The sequence below is a fragment of the Alishewanella sp. HH-ZS genome, from assembly GCF_001704375.1.
Classification (GTDB): domain Bacteria; phylum Pseudomonadota; class Gammaproteobacteria; order Enterobacterales; family Alteromonadaceae; genus Alishewanella; species Alishewanella aestuarii.
In genome coordinates this window covers 17216-32500 of sequence record NZ_LZEJ01000006.1, presented here as the reverse complement: position 1 = coordinate 32500, position 15285 = coordinate 17216, and the positions used below count along the sequence as shown (strand labels likewise).

The 15285-nt window shown below is 48.4% G+C and carries 23 protein-coding genes; 5 read left to right on the top strand and 18 right to left on the bottom strand.

Going from position 1 to position 15285, the window contains the following annotated elements:
- Nucleotides 1-39 precede the first annotated feature (39 nt).
- The 5 genes from A9165_RS03725 to A9165_RS03705 all read right to left on the bottom strand — a co-directional run bounded on the left by A9165_RS03725 (nucleotide 40) and on the right by A9165_RS03705 (nucleotide 2007).
- Nucleotides 40-315, bottom strand: coding sequence for a BrnA antitoxin family protein (locus tag A9165_RS03725; RefSeq protein ID WP_008606745.1), 276 nt, complete (start codon nucleotides 313-315; stop codon nucleotides 40-42).
- On the bottom strand, nucleotides 299-568 hold the full coding sequence (locus A9165_RS03720; protein WP_065954943.1) for a BrnT family toxin: 270 nt from the start codon (nucleotides 566-568) through the stop codon (nucleotides 299-301). Before A9165_RS03720 ends, A9165_RS03725 begins: the two co-directional genes overlap by 17 nt.
- Nucleotides 569-656: 88 nt before the next feature.
- Entirely contained in the window at nucleotides 657-1367 is a 711-nt protein-coding gene (locus A9165_RS03715; RefSeq protein ID WP_065954942.1) for a transposase, read from the bottom strand.
- A gap of 128 nt (nucleotides 1368-1495) precedes the next feature.
- Nucleotides 1496-1774 carry a CopG family antitoxin gene (locus A9165_RS03710; protein WP_008606764.1) on the bottom strand — a complete coding sequence of 93 codons (279 nt, stop codon included), beginning with the start codon at nucleotides 1772-1774 and terminating at the stop codon, nucleotides 1496-1498.
- 5 nt (nucleotides 1775-1779) lie between these two features.
- Nucleotides 1780-2007 (bottom strand): toxin, encoded by a 228-nt coding sequence (locus tag A9165_RS03705; protein ID WP_255365632.1) that lies wholly within the window; start codon nucleotides 2005-2007, stop codon nucleotides 1780-1782.
- A 392-nt stretch (nucleotides 2008-2399) separates the two neighbouring features.
- On the opposite strand from A9165_RS03705, the gene A9165_RS03700 reads away from it, so the two are divergent.
- Both A9165_RS03700 and A9165_RS03695 read left to right on the top strand, forming a co-directional pair.
- Nucleotides 2400-2570: a hypothetical protein gene (locus tag A9165_RS03700; protein WP_008950244.1), complete on the top strand. Its 171-nt coding sequence runs from the start codon at nucleotides 2400-2402 to the stop codon at nucleotides 2568-2570.
- An 8-nt stretch (nucleotides 2571-2578) separates the two neighbouring features.
- A complete protein-coding gene (locus tag A9165_RS03695; RefSeq protein WP_369799931.1) occupies nucleotides 2579-2962 on the top strand; it encodes a type II toxin-antitoxin system death-on-curing family toxin in 384 nt (127 codons plus the stop codon).
- 151 nt (nucleotides 2963-3113) lie between these two features.
- Here A9165_RS03695 and A9165_RS03690 read toward each other — a convergent pair whose 3' ends face one another.
- Complete coding sequence (locus A9165_RS03690; protein ID WP_008950236.1) at nucleotides 3114-3308, bottom strand: hypothetical protein; 195 nt, start codon at nucleotides 3306-3308, stop codon at nucleotides 3114-3116.
- Nucleotides 3301-3876: a zeta toxin family protein gene (locus tag A9165_RS03685; protein WP_008606755.1), complete on the bottom strand. Its 576-nt coding sequence runs from the start codon at nucleotides 3874-3876 to the stop codon at nucleotides 3301-3303. The genes A9165_RS03690 and A9165_RS03685 overlap by 8 nt, the downstream gene beginning before the upstream one ends.
- A gap of 427 nt (nucleotides 3877-4303) precedes the next feature.
- Here A9165_RS03685 and A9165_RS03680 point away from each other — a divergent pair, with 427 nt between their 5' ends.
- Both A9165_RS03680 and A9165_RS03675 read left to right on the top strand, forming a co-directional pair.
- Nucleotides 4304-4645 carry a DUF4258 domain-containing protein gene (locus A9165_RS03680; protein WP_039924875.1) on the top strand — a complete coding sequence of 114 codons (342 nt, stop codon included), beginning with the start codon at nucleotides 4304-4306 and terminating at the stop codon, nucleotides 4643-4645.
- Nucleotides 4646-4655: 10 nt separating this feature from the next.
- Nucleotides 4656-5102 carry a helix-turn-helix domain-containing protein gene (locus tag A9165_RS03675; protein WP_008606759.1) on the top strand — a complete coding sequence of 149 codons (447 nt, stop codon included), beginning with the start codon at nucleotides 4656-4658 and terminating at the stop codon, nucleotides 5100-5102.
- Nucleotides 5103-5559: 457 nt separating this feature from the next.
- Here the strand turns inward: A9165_RS03675 and A9165_RS03665 are convergent, their stop codons facing one another.
- Nucleotides 5560-6372 carry a nidogen-like domain-containing protein gene (locus A9165_RS03665; protein ID WP_065954938.1) on the bottom strand — a complete coding sequence of 271 codons (813 nt, stop codon included), beginning with the start codon at nucleotides 6370-6372 and terminating at the stop codon, nucleotides 5560-5562.
- Between the two features lie 233 nt (nucleotides 6373-6605).
- On the opposite strand from A9165_RS03665, the gene A9165_RS03660 reads away from it, so the two are divergent.
- On the top strand, nucleotides 6606-7310 hold the full coding sequence (locus tag A9165_RS03660) for an NF038132 family protein (RefSeq protein WP_218060728.1): 705 nt from the start codon (nucleotides 6606-6608) through the stop codon (nucleotides 7308-7310).
- A gap of 268 nt (nucleotides 7311-7578) precedes the next feature.
- Here the strand turns inward: A9165_RS03660 and A9165_RS03655 are convergent, their stop codons facing one another.
- The 10 genes from A9165_RS03655 to A9165_RS03610 form a co-directional block, all read right to left on the bottom strand.
- On the bottom strand, nucleotides 7579-7875 hold the full coding sequence (locus A9165_RS03655) for a CcdB family protein (RefSeq protein WP_008606750.1): 297 nt from the start codon (nucleotides 7873-7875) through the stop codon (nucleotides 7579-7581).
- Nucleotides 7875-8120 (bottom strand): type II toxin-antitoxin system CcdA family antitoxin, encoded by a 246-nt coding sequence (locus tag A9165_RS03650; RefSeq protein ID WP_065954937.1) that lies wholly within the window; start codon nucleotides 8118-8120, stop codon nucleotides 7875-7877. The genes A9165_RS03655 and A9165_RS03650 overlap by 1 nt, the downstream gene beginning before the upstream one ends.
- 361 nt (nucleotides 8121-8481) lie before the next feature.
- A complete protein-coding gene (locus A9165_RS03645) occupies nucleotides 8482-8763 on the bottom strand; it encodes a BrnA antitoxin family protein (protein ID WP_008606753.1) in 282 nt (93 codons plus the stop codon).
- Nucleotides 8738-9022 carry a BrnT family toxin gene (locus A9165_RS03640; RefSeq protein WP_065954936.1) on the bottom strand — a complete coding sequence of 95 codons (285 nt, stop codon included), beginning with the start codon at nucleotides 9020-9022 and terminating at the stop codon, nucleotides 8738-8740. The genes A9165_RS03645 and A9165_RS03640 overlap by 26 nt, the downstream gene beginning before the upstream one ends.
- 1248 nt (nucleotides 9023-10270) lie before the next feature.
- Entirely contained in the window at nucleotides 10271-10675 is a 405-nt protein-coding gene (locus A9165_RS17180; protein WP_008984688.1) for a prepilin-type N-terminal cleavage/methylation domain-containing protein, read from the bottom strand.
- 192 nt (nucleotides 10676-10867) lie between these two features.
- Nucleotides 10868-11734, bottom strand: a complete 867-nt coding sequence (locus A9165_RS03630; RefSeq protein WP_065954935.1) for a D-amino acid aminotransferase — start codon at nucleotides 11732-11734, stop codon at nucleotides 10868-10870.
- Nucleotides 11735-11751: 17 nt separating this feature from the next.
- Nucleotides 11752-12633, bottom strand: a complete 882-nt coding sequence (locus A9165_RS03625; protein WP_065954934.1) for a glutamate cyclase domain-containing protein — start codon at nucleotides 12631-12633, stop codon at nucleotides 11752-11754.
- Nucleotides 12630-13682 carry a biotin-dependent carboxyltransferase family protein gene (locus A9165_RS03620; protein WP_065954933.1) on the bottom strand — a complete coding sequence of 351 codons (1053 nt, stop codon included), beginning with the start codon at nucleotides 13680-13682 and terminating at the stop codon, nucleotides 12630-12632. The genes A9165_RS03625 and A9165_RS03620 overlap by 4 nt, the downstream gene beginning before the upstream one ends.
- A complete protein-coding gene (pxpB, locus tag A9165_RS03615; protein WP_065954932.1) occupies nucleotides 13679-14392 on the bottom strand; it encodes a 5-oxoprolinase subunit PxpB in 714 nt (237 codons plus the stop codon). The genes A9165_RS03620 and pxpB overlap by 4 nt, the downstream gene beginning before the upstream one ends.
- The gene (locus A9165_RS03610) at nucleotides 14383-15138 is read right to left on the bottom strand and encodes a 5-oxoprolinase subunit PxpA (RefSeq protein WP_065954931.1); all 756 of its coding nucleotides are present in this window, start codon (nucleotides 15136-15138) and stop codon (nucleotides 14383-14385) included. The genes pxpB and A9165_RS03610 overlap by 10 nt, the downstream gene beginning before the upstream one ends.
- Nucleotides 15139-15285 lie beyond the last annotated feature (147 nt).

Genomic DNA, 15285 nt, shown 5'->3' with positions numbered 1-15285 from the left:
TTCGGTATCTAATCTAGTCCGGTATCTGACCCCGAAAGGTTAATGCGTAGCCAGCCACTCTTTTAGTGCATTATTCATCCGGGTTTGCCAGCCTTTTCCGGTTGCTTTGAAAGCAGCTAAAACATCTGCATCAAAACGAACTGTCGTCGACACTTTAGGGTTATCAGATATAGGACGACCACCACGATTTAATTGTGCCAGTACTTTTGCCGGTAAAACGTCAGATGCGGGTTTGAAACGATCCAGCTCTTCTTTTGTCAGATCGTCACGCAGCTCACCATCTTCTGTAGTTAATGGTCTATTTAACTGTGCCATAGCGCTGTACCTTTCTTTTATTGGCCTTTCGAAAACTGATAACCCGAATGCCATCTGGAATTAGTGTAAACACCAAAGCATGCACGCGGCCATCCAAAATGCCTAATGCTGAGTAGCGTATTTCTCCGTACTCTTTGCGATCATCCTTTGCAATTAATGCTGTGGCAAACTCAAAAAATGCCGCATCATCAAAAGCTAAACCTCGCTCATTAATGTTACGCTGATTTTTTTCAGGATCGTAAGTAATGTGCAAACGTGCATCCGAATTTTCGATGTTATATCAGTTATTGTAGTAACAAAAACCTGAGTGAGCAAGCGGGAGCTTCTTCGGGATCTAACACCTAAGTCTCTTCATTGACCGGTCCCGAATAAGTAGGTTGTTTTCTGCTTGGTGTGATTGATCTCTGTACATTAAGCTGCGCATTTATCTGCTGTTTGAAGTGTTCACTGCCAAGAACCCACTCACCCTGGCTGGCTAAGCGTATTTCCGCCAGCGCTTTATCCGAAAAAGGTTGTGAAAAAAGCTCTCGGTAACTTTGTTGACGTTGTGCTGCAGTCTCACCCAAAACCAAATAGGCCGGTAATGGCTGCCAAAGTTGAATGGTTTTACCTAATGCATTCGCCTGATAGCTTGACCATGGATAAGCTGCAGGATGATCAACCATACCGGCTCTAACTGGATTAAGTTCAATATAACGGCTAACGGCTAAAGCATAGCGATCATTATCAACCAAGGTTGCTTTATATCTTCCTTCCCAGAGAGTACCGGTTCTGCCATAGCTTTTATTTATGTGCCGCACATAATAACGCCCCAAGTCTTGCATCATCAGGCTCAGGCTATTTTCTAACTGCGGGGTTGCCAGTAAGTGTACATGATTCGTCATCAGTACAAAGGCATGGATAGCGACCTGATGCTGCTGGGCATAGTGCTGCAGCCTTTCAAGGTAAACAGTGTAATCGTGCCTGGTGAAAAAGCAGACCTGACGATTGTTGCCCCGCTGAATAATATGTTGTGCATACCCGGGTAAGCTAAAACGTGGTTGTCGCGGCATAACGGTTTTGTTATTTAAATAATGTTAAATATTGTTTAAATAACTTGGTTTTTCAAGTTTTGGTTTAAGTGCTCCACGCAGGTTGCTTGCTGTTCGGTATCTGACCCCGAAGGTCCGGAAAAAAAGGTTCAGCGCTCTACCTCTTTAAAAGCACCAGAAACATATTTATGCAGGATGCTACTTACCAACGATTGATAAGGTAGTCCTTGCTCAAGTGCTCGCCGCTGGATAACTTCCAAATCACGTACCGAAATCCGCACACTGATTTTTCGGTCTTGTTCGATATTATTGGCAGCGAGTTGCATTAGTGCATTTTTCCGCTCAGGGGAAAAATCTGAAATCAGTTCTTCTGCCACAAAATCATTGATAAGGTCCTGTTCATCAGCGGTATATTTTGGATCGTGCATAGAATTTACCTCAAATACTGCTTGGTTGCTTTACGGCTTGGAATAATCGTTTTCAAAAAAAGTTCATGCTCGGTCTCTACATACGGGACTAAGCAAGCTTGCTGGCCGATTTGCACAACCATGATACGCTGGTTAGGGTACTTTGCGATATTTGGATGTATCAGATCATCCAGAATTAAGCCCTGGCGCATCGAAAATAGCACATCTTCAAATGACAAATTACGTTCAGTCATCAGTAGATGATTCTTGTCCGCATTCCAATTGATGGCTTTCATAAAGCAAAGGTTAGCAGCTTATTGACAATTTGTCTTGGCGCTAAGCGGTCTCAGTCACTGCGCTTGCTTATACTATGCCTGATAGCTATTAACACACCGCATTAGCGGTAGGGTTAGCCAATTTAACGCGCCAGAAAAAACAAACCCGCACGAGGCGGGCTTGTGGTTCGGTATCTGCCCCCGAAGGTTTGCCACGCAGGTTGGTTTGCTGTTCGGTATCTGACCCCGAAGGTTTGACCCCGAAGGTTTGATGCCTCGATGGCACCTGCTGGCGCACATTCCGTCGATAATATAAACTTAAGCTATTTTTAGATAGAGAATAAACTCTGAGCTACGTACAGGAAATAACGATGAACCCTAAAATACAACAGTTGGGTCTGCAATTGGTACAACGTCCCAAAATCAAGCCTAAAAAGCAGCTGGATTTAACCGGTGCGGAAGGACAGCAGATCGTTCTTTCTGAAACGAAGTTGGTACTTCGAACCCACGCTAAAACGTTTAAAAAACTGGCTGATATGTGATGGAGCTTATGCTATTCCCATTTGAGCGGGTCGTTGAAATCAACGCTCATATATTAAGCCGGGAACCAGGCATGAGGGGGAGCATTGATCTAAACAAGCTTCGTGGGGCATTAGGGCGCATTGATAACGCCATCCTTTATGAGCAACTCGATGATATTTTTGAAATTGCAGCTAAATACGCAAAATCAATCGCCATTGCTCATGCTATGCCTGATGCTAACAAACGAACAGCATTAGCCGTAGCTTTAGAGTATTTGTCACTGAACGATTATGAAATTCAGACCGATAATGATGCGTTAGCTGATGTTATGGTTGCCGTAGTACTGGATGAGATCAACGAGAAAGAACTGGCTGATATTCTTTATACTCTGTATCTCAGTAAGCCTGAATAACTAGTCCCTGATTCCAGAAAATACAACTGTAAGGCCCAGCCTGTTGGCCAGCTACGCGAGCGTTACGACCAGCCCATTCACTAAAAACAAACCCGCACGAGGCGGGCTTGTTATTCGGTATCTGACCCCGAAAGACCCCGAAAAAAAGGTTTTAGCCCTGGGGTTCCGAGGTGCTCTGATTTGTTAAAACGGGTGCGTCTGGCCCCTCAAGAACCAGTCGGTTAGCTTGCCACATTACACTGTAATGACCAAGTTTCTTTTTTCTCTCTAATGCTTTACGAACCGCATTACGTAAAGCATTGTGTGTGTCTTCAACTGTATATTTTCCAACATCTTGGCTAGTCATAAGCAGCTCCCTGAATTAAAACATCAAAAAGAGTAGGCTCTTTAATGAGACGAACTTGGCCTTGCTGTTCAAATATAAGCACAGGCTCATCATCGGCGTTCATATAACATTGGCAGTGATCAACCAAAGGCGAGTAATGTAATAGCAAGTTAACCAAACTTCGCGGAAAGCGACGTTTGATATCACGTAGCGGTATGTTATGACCGCCATGTTTTACACGTTCAGCAACACGGAGCTGTGATATATCACTATTTGGAAGAGCAAGATAGATCAATTCTACTTTCCAGCCATCCGCTTGCAATTGTTTTATTAATTTCAAATAAGTGCGGCCTGACAGAGTTGTTTCAAATGCAAATGAGGCTCTCGCTTTAATACGGTTTTGTATTTCTGCAAGAAATAACCTGCTGGCATTCAGTAACTCTTTCTCTGGTGCTAATGGTGACAAGCCTGCCGCTATTAAATCTGCGTTAATAAAATTATGGCATTTGGCGACTTCTGGTAAAAACTCCATCGCAAAGGTAGTTTTACCCGCTCCATTCGGCCCTGCAATGATCCAGCAAGTTGGCATAGTCGCTCCAATATAGATAAACGTGCTGAAACCATAAATATTCAATTTTTATTATAGCGATGAACGGACGTTTAAACCAGCATCAGGTCAAACTGGTCTAAATAGCTGACCATAAACTCTAGTGCATGTAACGTCATTAAGGTTTGTTCGATGATTTTACCTTGTTTGCTGTAACATCGCCTGCTGCCTGAGCCATAAAGGGGTTGGTTTAAAACCATGATTCTGTCGCAGCAAAGCTGCATCTCTTGGACAGGCGGGAGAACAGAGGGTTTTCTGGGGCTACAAGTAGCCAGGGGCCGGACGCAGTGAGTCCAGAGCCTTGATCCTGATGGGTGACCCCGAAGGTTTGAGGAGTGAGTGGATAACAATGATTGACAATGCGCATGCAGCCTATCAGAATGATAGGTGTCAACTTGATAGGTGATTCATGAGCAACACTGAACCTCAAGGAGTAGATGAGTTTCCTCTGACAGAAGGAACGGCCAGGCAGATCATCAATAATTTGGCTGAACATCACACGGACAGGATCCGCTGGAGTAAACACGTCAAAGAGCGGATGCAGGAACGAGATGTAACTACCGGTCAAATATTGACGCTGTTGAAAAGCAGACATTCTGTATTCCGTGAAGGACCGTATCAGGAAACGAATGGCGACTGGAAATTCAATCTAAAAGGGATGGCGGCGGGGACAATGATAGAACTGGCTGTTGCGCTGAAAAATCATCAGCATTCACCAAGCTCTGTCCTTGTGACAGTTTGGATTAGTTAAGGAGATCTCTATGTATCATTACACTGAAAGTGGCTTGCCGAACGTGTATCTGGTTAATGGCTTTACCGTAGAGACATTGGACGGTGAGGAATACACCAGCATTGACGACATGAACGGTCTGCACAAAACTATTGCTAACGCTATTATCGATAGTCCAAAACCGCTAACTCATCAGGAATTTAGGTTCCTGCGCATTGAAATGAACGTATCGCAAAAAACTTTAGGAACACGTTTCGGTGTGACGGAACAAACGATCGCCCGCTATGAGAAAGGCGAGTCAAGTATTCCCAGAACCACAGATGCAGCTTTACGTTCACTGTATATGGAAAGCCAGCAAAAGAATAACCCGGTTAGCTACTTTCTGGATTTACTCGCAGATACTGAAGCCCAAGCTGCAGCACAAAGTATTCAATTAAAACTGGAAGAAGTTGACGATCATTGGTCTGTTGCAGCTTAAAATTAACAGAGCTCTGGGGGGTTGATAGTTCAGTATCGCAGTTTGGGATTTGGGGCAAAAAGCAAGACCTGACCCCAAAGACTCGCATATTTACCGGCTCGATAACCCAGTAGTTCGCAGAGGCAGCGGATTTTACGTTGGCTTAGCAGTTCAAGGTCGAAACGCTGGCCAATTTTAATATGACTAAGCCAATCTTTATTATTACCGCTAACTGTGGGGCTTTCTTCAAATAAAAGCAGTGAAGAGTCTGACATAAGCCGTCCTTGGACCTGAGATACAAACAACGGCTAATATGTTAGAAAAATCCAATTTATACAAGCTAAAGGCGCAGAAAATTTGTGCAGGAAAAGGCGGTAATTGATTTATTTACCTGGCGGCAAAAAATGAAGAACCGATGCAGCATTTTACTAACACTGCATCGGTTTGCATGATTTCAGCCGTATTAACAAGCCTGAGACTAACGACCTGATTGGCGCCGCAATAACAACAAGCCCGCAGCAAGTAAGGCCAGGCTGGCTGGAGCCGGTACCGGATTAGGTGTCGGATCAATACTGCCATTACGGGCATTAAAGATATAACGACCATCAAGATTGCTATTCAGGCGGTTGCTAATCAGTGCATTAGGGCCGCCATCTAAAAAGGCGCCGTTAATGGCTGAACCGGTTAGCTCAAAAAAAGTGCCGGCCAGACCGGTACCATTAGAGAAGCCAGCCCGCGCAGAGTTGCCGCCCAAGCCATCCGCATTGCCACCACTGGCAGTACCGGTTTCCCACTGAATTTTGTCGTAGTTAAAAATAATATCAAAATCACCTGCACCAATATCAGAGCGATCAACCAGGATTAGCTGAAAGCTATTTTTATTGGTATGTGCAGCCGAGCTGGAGTAATAGTCGACATCAATCCAGTTTACGCCAAAGGCGTTACGGCCATCCCATAAACCCTGACCATAAGTCACAGGGTTACCGCTATTGCGGGTATCAACGTCAGCAAAAAAGGGCGCAATAATTTGCCGGTTGGTCGCAGTCAGGTTAAAAGGAGTAAAGGTGCTGAGTGCACTGTCAAAAGTCACGTTACCGTTATTATTGACATACAGCTGGGTAAAGTTAACGCCGAAAAAATTTGCAGTAAAACCAAGATCTACCAAACCGGTTGAGCCATCGTCATTGCGGGCTAAAGTGGCACTGTCGAAACCACTAACAATAGCGGCTGAAGCAGGTAAAGCAGTAAAAATAGTAAGGCAGGCACCGAGGCAAAGCGTTTTTAAGTTCATATAAAGTCCTTTTAAATGGGAGTTAGGTGATGTCTTCAATACAATGCCAGAAGCATGCCAATTAAAATTATTGATTATTATCAATTACTTAATTTGTAAGGTGCCAATATTGTTGTAGATTTCGTTAAATAAGCTGACACCTAAAAATGAAATCAAAAATAGCACAATTTACAGTAGCAGCTTCGCTGTTACTGACCGCGTAAGGTGCGGTACAAGCAGCACCGGTATTTGATATCGGTATTCCAGCCAGCTGGTCTTGTCAGGGTAGCTGTGGCGCCAGTAGCGCTGACGGCGTAGTCACTCTGGCACCAAACGGTGGTAGTAACTATGCCTGGGTTTCTAGCTCTGGTGGGGTTGTAGGCTTAAGTTTGGCGGGTGTCGGTGGATCTGGTAGCCCGCAAAATGGCTCAGTATTACGCTTTGGCTTATTTAATGCCGGCGTCGATGATGTACTAAGCTTCTCTTTTAACTATATCACTTCAGACTGTTCCGGCTATGGTGACTGCGCCTGGGCGCGTTTATTGGATAGCAGTGCCAATCAGGTTGCGCTGTTATTTACGGCCCGAACCACACCAAATGGTTCTGTAGTACCAGGCTTTAGTATGCCTGCACCCAGTGTCACTCTTGACCCATTAACAGTTCCAATTATTTCTGGTGCACCTGTGTGGTCACCATTAGGCAGTTCTTCGGGTACCCGTTTTAATGCTGGCTGTGGCTATACCGGTTGGGTAAATACCAGCTTTAGTATTGCCAATACTGGCAGCTACTTTCTGGAGTTTGGTGTGGTAAACTGGTCTGACAACAATTTCCAGTCTGGCCTGGCGATTGATGCGGTAACTATTAATGGTACGCCAGTTGGCCCAGTTTCAGCTCCGTTCACCTTATTACTGCTGTCTTCTGGTTTGCTATTGCTGCGTCGTCGCCGTAATCCACTGTAACGTATAGAAGTATTAGGCTCTGTCTCCGGTATGCTTGCTATACCGGAGACGATTTTGCGATAGTGATCCCTTCCTTAGGAAAAAGCAAAGCCGCATAACATTGAATTCTTTTTGTTTAATCGTTTTTACTTCCACTTGCTGTCAAGCGGTGTCTAAGATTAAACCCGCTATTTTACTGCCTGGCTTATTGTTCGGTATTTGCCTCCGAAGGTTTGCTATAGACGCCGAGAGGCTAATGGTGGACCCAACCTTCGGAAGCTTTAAAAGGTTAAAAACCAACAAACAGCATATCCAGCGCTTCAGATACTTCTTGTTGATGGTCAATCAGACTGCCAACTTTCTGCTTCAATTCGGCCTCTGGTACGGCTGCCATAAACTGCGTTGCCATCAGAAACGCTTGATTGTTAATGTCAAAAATAGGATTTAAGCGTTTGGCCGCTTTAGGTGCATTGTCCAGAGGCAGTAGTGGCACAACTACACGGGTGTTCAGACCAGCCAGTAAATCTGTTTGCACATCCAGTAAGTAACCGCTACTACTGGTTAGATAGACATCGAAGCGGGCCATTAGAAATGCCGGTACTTTGCAAGCGGCAAGCCGTGATGAGTAACAAAATCATTTGAGCTTTCAATAGCTTGGCTATTATCTTTAAGCCAGCGCTGCTGTTTTTGCAGTTTAACTGCTTGTGCAAGCCCGGCTTCTGCAGCTTGCGAAACATTAATGCTCAGTAGCTTTGCTTCGAACAATAATTGACTATCAATAGATAGGTTGGTGCGCTTTTTGTGGCTACTTATCTGGCTGTCGCTTACCATAGCAATATCCTCACTTGCTAGTGTGTAGTAAATATACACACCAATGCGTTGCCTTTCAAGCGCGCTTTGTGAGTTTAGAGCCTTGATCCTGATGGGGGACTGGTGCGATATATCGCAACCAGCAGCGAGAACCAAAGTGCGAAGGTTTTCGGCTTGCAGGGCGAAAAGATATGCGCACTTGCGTGCGCGCGGGTTTGGTTATGGTATTGACACTGAGAGGCTAGTGGGTGACCCCGAAGGTTCTTAAAAAACAAACCCGCACGAGGCGGGCTTGTTGTTCGGTATCTGACCCCGAAGGTGAGGTTTCTCCACGAGGCGGGCTTGTTGTTCGGTATCTGACCCCGAAGGTCAATCCCGAAGGTCAGGGATGTGATTGCATATAATCTTTTAGCGCCTGTTCAAGCCGAGTCTGCCAACCTTTACCACTGGCACGGAAATAGCCGACAACCTCAGGCGACAAACGAATCGTTACGCTTTCTTTTTTAACCGCAGCTTTAGGGCGGCCCATTTTGGCCAGTGGCTGAAACTGCGCAAAGTCATCGGCTGTTGCTTCAAAATCATCTGTATCAGCAGCTATCATTTCGTTAATTTGCTGATCCTCTTCCGGCGTTGGCCGATTAAGTTGTCTGTTTTGTTGCTTCATATAATGCGACCTCTCTGCTATTCGCTTTACGTAAGCTGATAATGCGGATGGCATCTTCCCGATGAGTATGCACCACACAGTACAGCCTGTTTTCAGCCGGCATAATGGCATAGCCACGATAACGCACTTCACCATAATCTCGACGCACGTCTTCAGCACCTAACCAGGAATCCCAGTCCAGGTTTGCCGCCGCGGACAGTGAAATCCCGCGTTCAGTCTGATTCCTCAGATCTTTTTGTGGATCATAGGTGATGTTCATACATTTAGTGTACATACAGAAAGTAATTTAAGCAAAGTGCATCCCGTAAAACTACGCAAAAACAAACCCGCACGATGCGGGCTTGTGGTTCGGTATCTGACCCCGAAGGTTACCGAAGGTTCCCGGTATCTGACCCCGAAGGTTGCGCTATTGACACCGAGAGGCTAATGGGTGACCCCGAAGGTTGAGAAAAACAAACCCGCATGAGGCGGGCTTATTGTTCGGTATCTGACCCCGAAGGTTCTGACCCCGAAGGTTGCTTCGGTATCTGACCCCGAAGGTTAGTTCGGTATCTGACCCCGAAGGTTACGAACTATCGCAACCAGCAACGAGAACTAAACTGCGACAGTTATAGGTTTGTAAGGATGAAAAGATACGCGCACTGGCGTGCGCGCGGGTTTGGTTACGCTATTGACACCGAGAGGCTAATGGGTGACCCCGAAGGTTCCGAGGCGGGCTTGTTGTTCGGTATCTGACCCCGAAGGTTAGTTATTCGGTATCTAAGGTTGCGCATGAGGCGGGCTTATTGTTCGGTATCTGACCCCGAAGGTTCTGACCCCGAAGGTTGTTCGGTATCTGACCCCGAAGGTTCCAGCCTGTTGGCCAGCTACGCGAGCGTTACGACCAGCCCACTCACTAAAAACAAACCCGCACGAGGCGGGCTTGTTATTCGGTATCTGACCCCGAAGGTTCGGTATCTGACCCCGAAGGTTCCGAGGCGGGCTTGTTATTCGGTATCTGACCCCGAAGGTTGGTCTCAGTCACTGCGCTTGCTTATACTATGCCTGATAGTTATTAACACACCGCATTAGCGGTAGGGGTAGCCAATTTAACGCGCCGAAAAAACAAACCCGCACGAGGCGGGTTTGTGGTTCGGTATCTGACCCCGAAGGTTGTTGTTCGGTATCTGACCCCGAAGGTTTCGTTCGGTATCTGACCCCGAAGGTTGATTTAACGCGCCAAAAAACAAACCCGCACTAGGCGGGCTTGTGGTTCGGTATCTGACCCCGAAGGTTCGAAGGTTAGTTTTGGTTTACGAGGAATAAAAGATACGCGCACTGGCGTGCGCGCGGGTTTGGTTACGCTATTGACACCGAGAGGCTAATGGGTGACCCCGAAGGTTTGAGATCTGCCATCGAAGGTTTTAGAGTAGAGCATTGCTTTTTAATAAGAGAACAAACCAGCGCTAGGCTGGTTTGTTTACTACTTGAACTTACACGTTCAGGTTGAATTATATGCTTAGGGAGATTACAACCCTGCGCCTTTACGGCACTGTGCTTCCGTAGCAGCTCCACCAGCTGCTGCTACAATACTGTAACTCAAGCCTCCGTCAGCGGTGATTGCTGCAGTAATAACGCAACCTGTAGTAGTGTAAGCTAATGAAGCTGAGGTATTTTGCAATATAGTAGCAGGTGTTGAAGCAATTTTACCATCAGCACCAATTTCGGTATTTAATGAGTCACACGCAATACCAGTTTGAATGCAGGCTTGCGCTTTTGACACATATCCGGCAACACCTTTCATAGCTTGACCACCGTAGGCAGTCGCAACATATTCTCTGTAGGCAGGGATAGCAACCGCCGCCAAAATACCGATAATCGCAACTACAATCATTAATTCAATAAGGGTAAAACCCTGTTGTGTACGTTTCATTTTAACATCTCCTGAGTTTGAATAGCCGCGAAGGCTAATATCCATTCTGGATGCTTTTTGTTAAAGCGCAAGCAAATTTTCAAGGCTTTTAACGTTTTTTACTAATTTATTGCTGTAGCGCAGATTTTTCCTGCTGCAGCCACGATCATTGTCACTAATAAGTATAGCCATAAAGTACTATTTGTTTCGTGATTAAGACTGATACTTATACTGGCTAAATAGCTGCTGCGCCGCCAGCCAGATATCGCCTACCTGCCCATTGCCCACCGGCTGGCCATTAACACTAAGCACCGGCGCAATTTCTTTACTGGAACTGGTTAGCCAGATTTCATCTGCGCTAAGCACTTCGTCGAAGCTAATATCGCGCTCGACCACGTTAAGGTTGGAATGTTGGCGTAAAATCTTTAGCAATAATAAGCGGGTTACGCCGGGTAAGAGTTTATTGCTAAGTGGCGGGGTGGCAATTTCGCCGTTTTTAATCACAAACACATTGACTGCCGCGCCTTCGGTTAAGTTGCCGTCGCGGTCAAATAGCAGGGTTTCCTGCGCGCCCTGTTCCACGCCGTATTGATAGTGCAGCACATTACCCAGCAAGGAGGTGGATTTAATATGGCAGCGCTGCCAGCGTAAGTCGTTGGCGGTAACCACACTATAGGTGCTGACCTTGGTTTTATCCGGCACCGGCTCGGCGGCGATGGCAAAGGTGTAAGCAAAAATGGTTGGGCTAATACCAGTTGGAAAGGCGTGATTACGTTTGGTGTCGGCACCGCGGCTTACCTGAATATAGACGCCCAGATTCTCACCCAGCACTGGCCGGTTTAGCTCGAGCAGCTGATCGCAAAGCTCGCGCCAGTGCTGCTCGGTCATACCATGTTGAATATTAAGCGCGGCTAAGCCTTCGTGCATCCGTGCGATATGTGGTGCAAAGCCAACATAACGGCCGTGATAGGTTGGGATCACCTCATAGATACCGTCACCAAATAAAAAGCCACGATCCATTGGTGAAATCCGCGCTTCGCTGGCCGGCATAAACTTGCCATTTAAATATACTGTGCTCATAAGGCTCTCATTTTAGGTTACAGATAGGGCGCAGTAAGTGCCCGTAGCCGCTCAATCAGCTGCTCGCCTGCGCTCATCGGCAGGCCGTCTTCGGTTAGGGTGGCCTGGCGGGTTACGCCGTCGATACAGCCATGGGCGATTAAAAACTGTAACAGGCCGGCCAGATCGGCGTTGGTAAGCAAGTCCTGACCCCGTAATACACCTAACATGGCAATAATACCCCAGGCCGCCCAGTTTGACACATCGGCCACCACTAATTCGTCGCATTCGGTAATGCTGGGGGTAATATTTAAGCCGGCCAGTGCCGCTTGCACATTGCCCATGCCAATTTCGTTACCGCCATCGCCAATAGCCAGCGTGGGGCAGGGCGCCTGATTCAGCAGCTCATCAAAGCTGGCGCAGCGCGCCGAGATATCTTCACCGCGCATATTCACATAAATACCGGCCGCACTCAGCCCCGGCCGTTCAATTGATAACACCAGTGCCGGCTTGAGTTGCTGCAGTAGTTGCCTGGCCTGCGCCACCCGCCCCTGCAGTTGATTTACCGGTAGCTCGGCACATTGATAATGCTGCGCTAATAACGAGAACAGCGGTTTGCCGCATACCAGATAAGGTTTTAAATTAAGTGCCTGGGCTGCCTGGTACAGCGCAATGGCACCCACCGGGCCGTCGGTTTCAAAGGTATCCAGTACCGGAAAGCCGGTGCCGATTAACAGGGTACTGCCGGCCGGCAGGTTAAACAGCCGCGCCGCGCGCAGGATATAGCCGGGGCGCAGCTGTTGCTGTACCTGCTGCATACCGCGCAGATTACGGGCGGTAAGCAGCAGCTCAATTTGCCGGCTGATGGCGAAAAAGTCTGCCACTTTACTGGCGGGTGCGGTAGGTTGGGATAGCGTCATAACGGTTCCTGCGTAGCGGCATGCTGCGGGTGGAATGCTTTGGTTGCAGGCGCAAACCTGGCCCGATAGAGAGCCAGGGTATTGTGCACCTGATAACTATCCAGCTGGCTAAATTGCACCAGGCTGCCGGGCGGGGTTTGTGCCAGTCGCCAGCAGTCCAGACTTAGCACAGTGCCTATTTTCGGATAACCACCAAGGGTTTGGCGATCATTGAGCAGCACTATCGGTTGGCCATCGGGTGGAATTTGTACTGCACCCAGACTAATACCCTCAGACAATAAAGCGCGACTACTACAACTAATAGCACTGCCACTGAGTTTATAGCCCATCCGATCACAATGGCTGCTAACCTGATACGGGTTAAGATAAAAACGGGCGCGCTCAACGGCGCTAAATACATGGTGCTGATAGCCTTCCAGTAAGCGCAGGCTTAGCACTGTGCTGGCGCTGGCTTGCTTTTGCTCTGCCCCGGTAAGCGCTGCTACGCTGGCAAGTGGCGGCAGGCTAAATTGTTGTATTTGTGAACTCGGTGTGGTTAGCGCCGGCAGTGTGGCTTGCCCGGCCAGTGGGATCTGATCGCCAGCTGCCAGTTTGCTGCCATCCTGATGCAGGCCGCCTACGCCTTCCCGCATTACGGTGGCGCAGCTACCAAATTGCAACGCTACTGCAAAACCGCCGCTAACGGCCAGATAAGCGCGCAAGCCCTGCGTCATATAACCCAGTTCCAGTTCATCGCCGGCTTTTAAGCTAATGGCTTGCCAGCAGGCGACGGCTTTACCATTTAGCAGCAGTGGCAGCACGGCACCGGTAACGGCGACGGTACAGCCGGCAGTTGCCTGCACGATTAAACCACCAATGCTATGTTCAATAACAGTGCTGTGTAGTGGGTTACCGACTAAGGCATTAGCCCAGGCAAAACTATGGCCATCCAAGGGGCCGCCCTGGGTCAGGCCCAGGGCCGTCATGCCAAAGCGGCCGGCATCCTGTAACAGGCTTAAGGTGCCGGGACTAATGATTTTCAGGCAGGCGCTGTGGTTTGGCTGAGTCATAAGGCGCCTCCGAGGAGCTGAAACTCCCGCTCACTAACCGGGATAAAGCGCACCTGATCGCCGACCGCGACCGGCATCGCCGGTTGTTGCTGCGGGTTAAACATCCGGATCGGACACAAGCCTAATAAATGCCAGCCACCCGGTGAGGCTGCAGGATAAACCGCAGTTTGCCGATCGGCTATGGCGACGGCACCGGCCGGTACTTTTGGCCGCGGGCTGCTAAGGCGCGGCATGGCCAGTTCGGCCGGCAGTTCACCTAAGTAGGCAAAACCCGGCGCAAAACCAATGGCATATACCTGGTAGCTTTGGCTGCTGTGCAGTTGTATTACCTCATCGGGGGTGAGGTTTTTTGCCTTGGCGACGCTAAGCAAATCCGCGCCGCTTTGCGCACTGTACCAAACCGGCAGTTCGACAATTTTGCTGCTTTGCTGCGCCAATTGGCCAGCACCAGCGGCTTTCGCCTGTAACACCTGGTTTAGCAAGGGTAGCAAGCTAAGGTGGCTGTGGGTAAGCGGATTAAATTGCACTAATATTGAGGCGTAAGATGGCAGCAGTTCAGTGAGGTGCTGCCCCAACAGGGGTGTTAGCAGCGAACAGTAATACTGTACGGCAGCGGCCGTAGCCGGGCTGATTTGTTGCGGCTCCAGATACAGGATAAAAGCGTTTTCGCCGGCCAGCTCCAGCCGTAGTTGTGGTTGTGTTATGGCCATTGGCGCAGTAACTCCCGGATTTCGGTCAGCTGGGTGATGGCTGCGATATTGTCGCCATGCACGCAGAGGGTGTCGGCAGTCAGTGGCAGCGCCTTACAGCTGTCGGTGGTAACAGTGCCCTGCTCCAGCAGTTGTCGTACCTGCGTCAGCACCTCGGCACCATGCAGCACCGCGCCGGGTTGGCTGCGTGGTGTCAGTTTGCCGGCGTCGGTATAGCGGCGGTCAGCAAAGGCTTCCAGTAATAAGCTAACCCCGGCCGCGGCCGCTTGTTGCTGATAATCGGCGGCATTGGCGGTGGCTAAAATCATCAGCTTCAAGGGTTTATGGTAACTGGCAACCGCTTGCAGTACCGCTTGCCAAACCTCAGCTTTGGCCATCATATCGTTATACAGGGCGCCGTGCGGTTTAATGTAGCTTAGTGTCAGGCCCTGGTTTTGCGCCATGCCATCCAGCGCTGCTACCTGATAGTGAATAAGATTAATGATTTCGCTGGCGGAGCATTGCATACTGCGCCGGCCAAAACCCTGTAAGTCTGGGTAAGACGGATGGGCGCCGATGGTAACATGATGTTGTTTGGCCAGCTTAAGGGTGCGCGCCATCACATCAGGATCGCCGCCGTGAAAACCGCAAGCAATATTAGCCAGGTCGATATGGGGCATGGCCTGCTCATCTAACCCCATAGTCCAGCTACCGAAGCTTTCACCGAGATCACAGTTGAGTAATAAGGCAGGGCGAGGTTGTGACATTGGGCTCTCCGGTCGTAGCTGGCTTGACTTAGTGGCTCTGACCCCGAAGTCCGCTTCGGGGTCAGAGCCTGGTCTAGTTTGCGCGACTGGCCCCGCCTTGTCCAGAGGTTGGTAGCGCTGTTCTAATAAAAAATTCTTTATGCATTT

Bases quoted from the DNA above. Each gene is read 5' to 3' on its own strand.
- A9165_RS03715 (WP_065954942.1), bottom strand. From the start codon at position 1,367: ATGCCGCGACAACCACGTTTTAGCTTACCCGGGTATGCACAACATATT.
- A9165_RS03705 (WP_255365632.1), bottom strand. From the start codon at position 2,007: ATGACTGAACGTAATTTGTCATTTGAAGATGTGCTATTTTCGATGCGC.
- A9165_RS03675 (WP_008606759.1), top strand. From the start codon at position 4,656: ATGTATCATTACACTGAAAGTGGCTTGCCGAACGTGTATCTGGTTAAT.
- A9165_RS03620 (WP_065954933.1), bottom strand. From the start codon at position 13,682: ATGACTCAGCCAAACCACAGCGCCTGCCTGAAAATCATTAGTCCCGGC.
- A9165_RS03685 (WP_008606755.1), bottom strand. From the start codon at position 3,876: ATGCCAACTTGCTGGATCATTGCAGGGCCGAATGGAGCGGGTAAAACT.
- A9165_RS03665 (WP_065954938.1), bottom strand. From the start codon at position 6,372: ATGAACTTAAAAACGCTTTGCCTCGGTGCCTGCCTTACTATTTTTACT.
- A9165_RS03725 (WP_008606745.1), bottom strand. From the start codon at position 315: ATGGCACAGTTAAATAGACCATTAACTACAGAAGATGGTGAGCTGCGT.
- A9165_RS03695 (WP_369799931.1), top strand. From the start codon at position 2,579: ATGCTATTCCCATTTGAGCGGGTCGTTGAAATCAACGCTCATATATTA.
- A9165_RS03690 (WP_008950236.1), bottom strand. From the start codon at position 3,308: ATGACTAGCCAAGATGTTGGAAAATATACAGTTGAAGACACACACAAT.
- A9165_RS03645 (WP_008606753.1), bottom strand. From the start codon at position 8,763: ATGAAGCAACAAAACAGACAACTTAATCGGCCAACGCCGGAAGAGGAT.
- A9165_RS03625 (WP_065954934.1), bottom strand. From the start codon at position 12,633: ATGACGCTATCCCAACCTACCGCACCCGCCAGTAAAGTGGCAGACTTT.
- A9165_RS03655 (WP_008606750.1), bottom strand. From the start codon at position 7,875: ATGGCCCGCTTCGATGTCTATCTAACCAGTAGTAGCGGTTACTTACTG.
- A9165_RS03630 (WP_065954935.1), bottom strand. From the start codon at position 11,734: ATGAGCACAGTATATTTAAATGGCAAGTTTATGCCGGCCAGCGAAGCG.
- A9165_RS03640 (WP_065954936.1), bottom strand. From the start codon at position 9,022: ATGAACATCACCTATGATCCACAAAAAGATCTGAGGAATCAGACTGAA.
- pxpB (WP_065954932.1), bottom strand. From the start codon at position 14,392: ATGGCCATAACACAACCACAACTACGGCTGGAGCTGGCCGGCGAAAAC.
- A9165_RS03700 (WP_008950244.1), top strand. From the start codon at position 2,400: ATGAACCCTAAAATACAACAGTTGGGTCTGCAATTGGTACAACGTCCC.
- A9165_RS03650 (WP_065954937.1), bottom strand. From the start codon at position 8,120: ATGGTAAGCGACAGCCAGATAAGTAGCCACAAAAAGCGCACCAACCTA.
- A9165_RS17180 (WP_008984688.1), bottom strand. From the start codon at position 10,675: ATGAAACGTACACAACAGGGTTTTACCCTTATTGAATTAATGATTGTA.
- A9165_RS03680 (WP_039924875.1), top strand. From the start codon at position 4,304: ATGAGCAACACTGAACCTCAAGGAGTAGATGAGTTTCCTCTGACAGAA.
- A9165_RS03710 (WP_008606764.1), bottom strand. From the start codon at position 1,774: ATGCACGATCCAAAATATACCGCTGATGAACAGGACCTTATCAATGAT.
- A9165_RS03610 (WP_065954931.1), bottom strand. From the start codon at position 15,138: ATGTCACAACCTCGCCCTGCCTTATTACTCAACTGTGATCTCGGTGAA.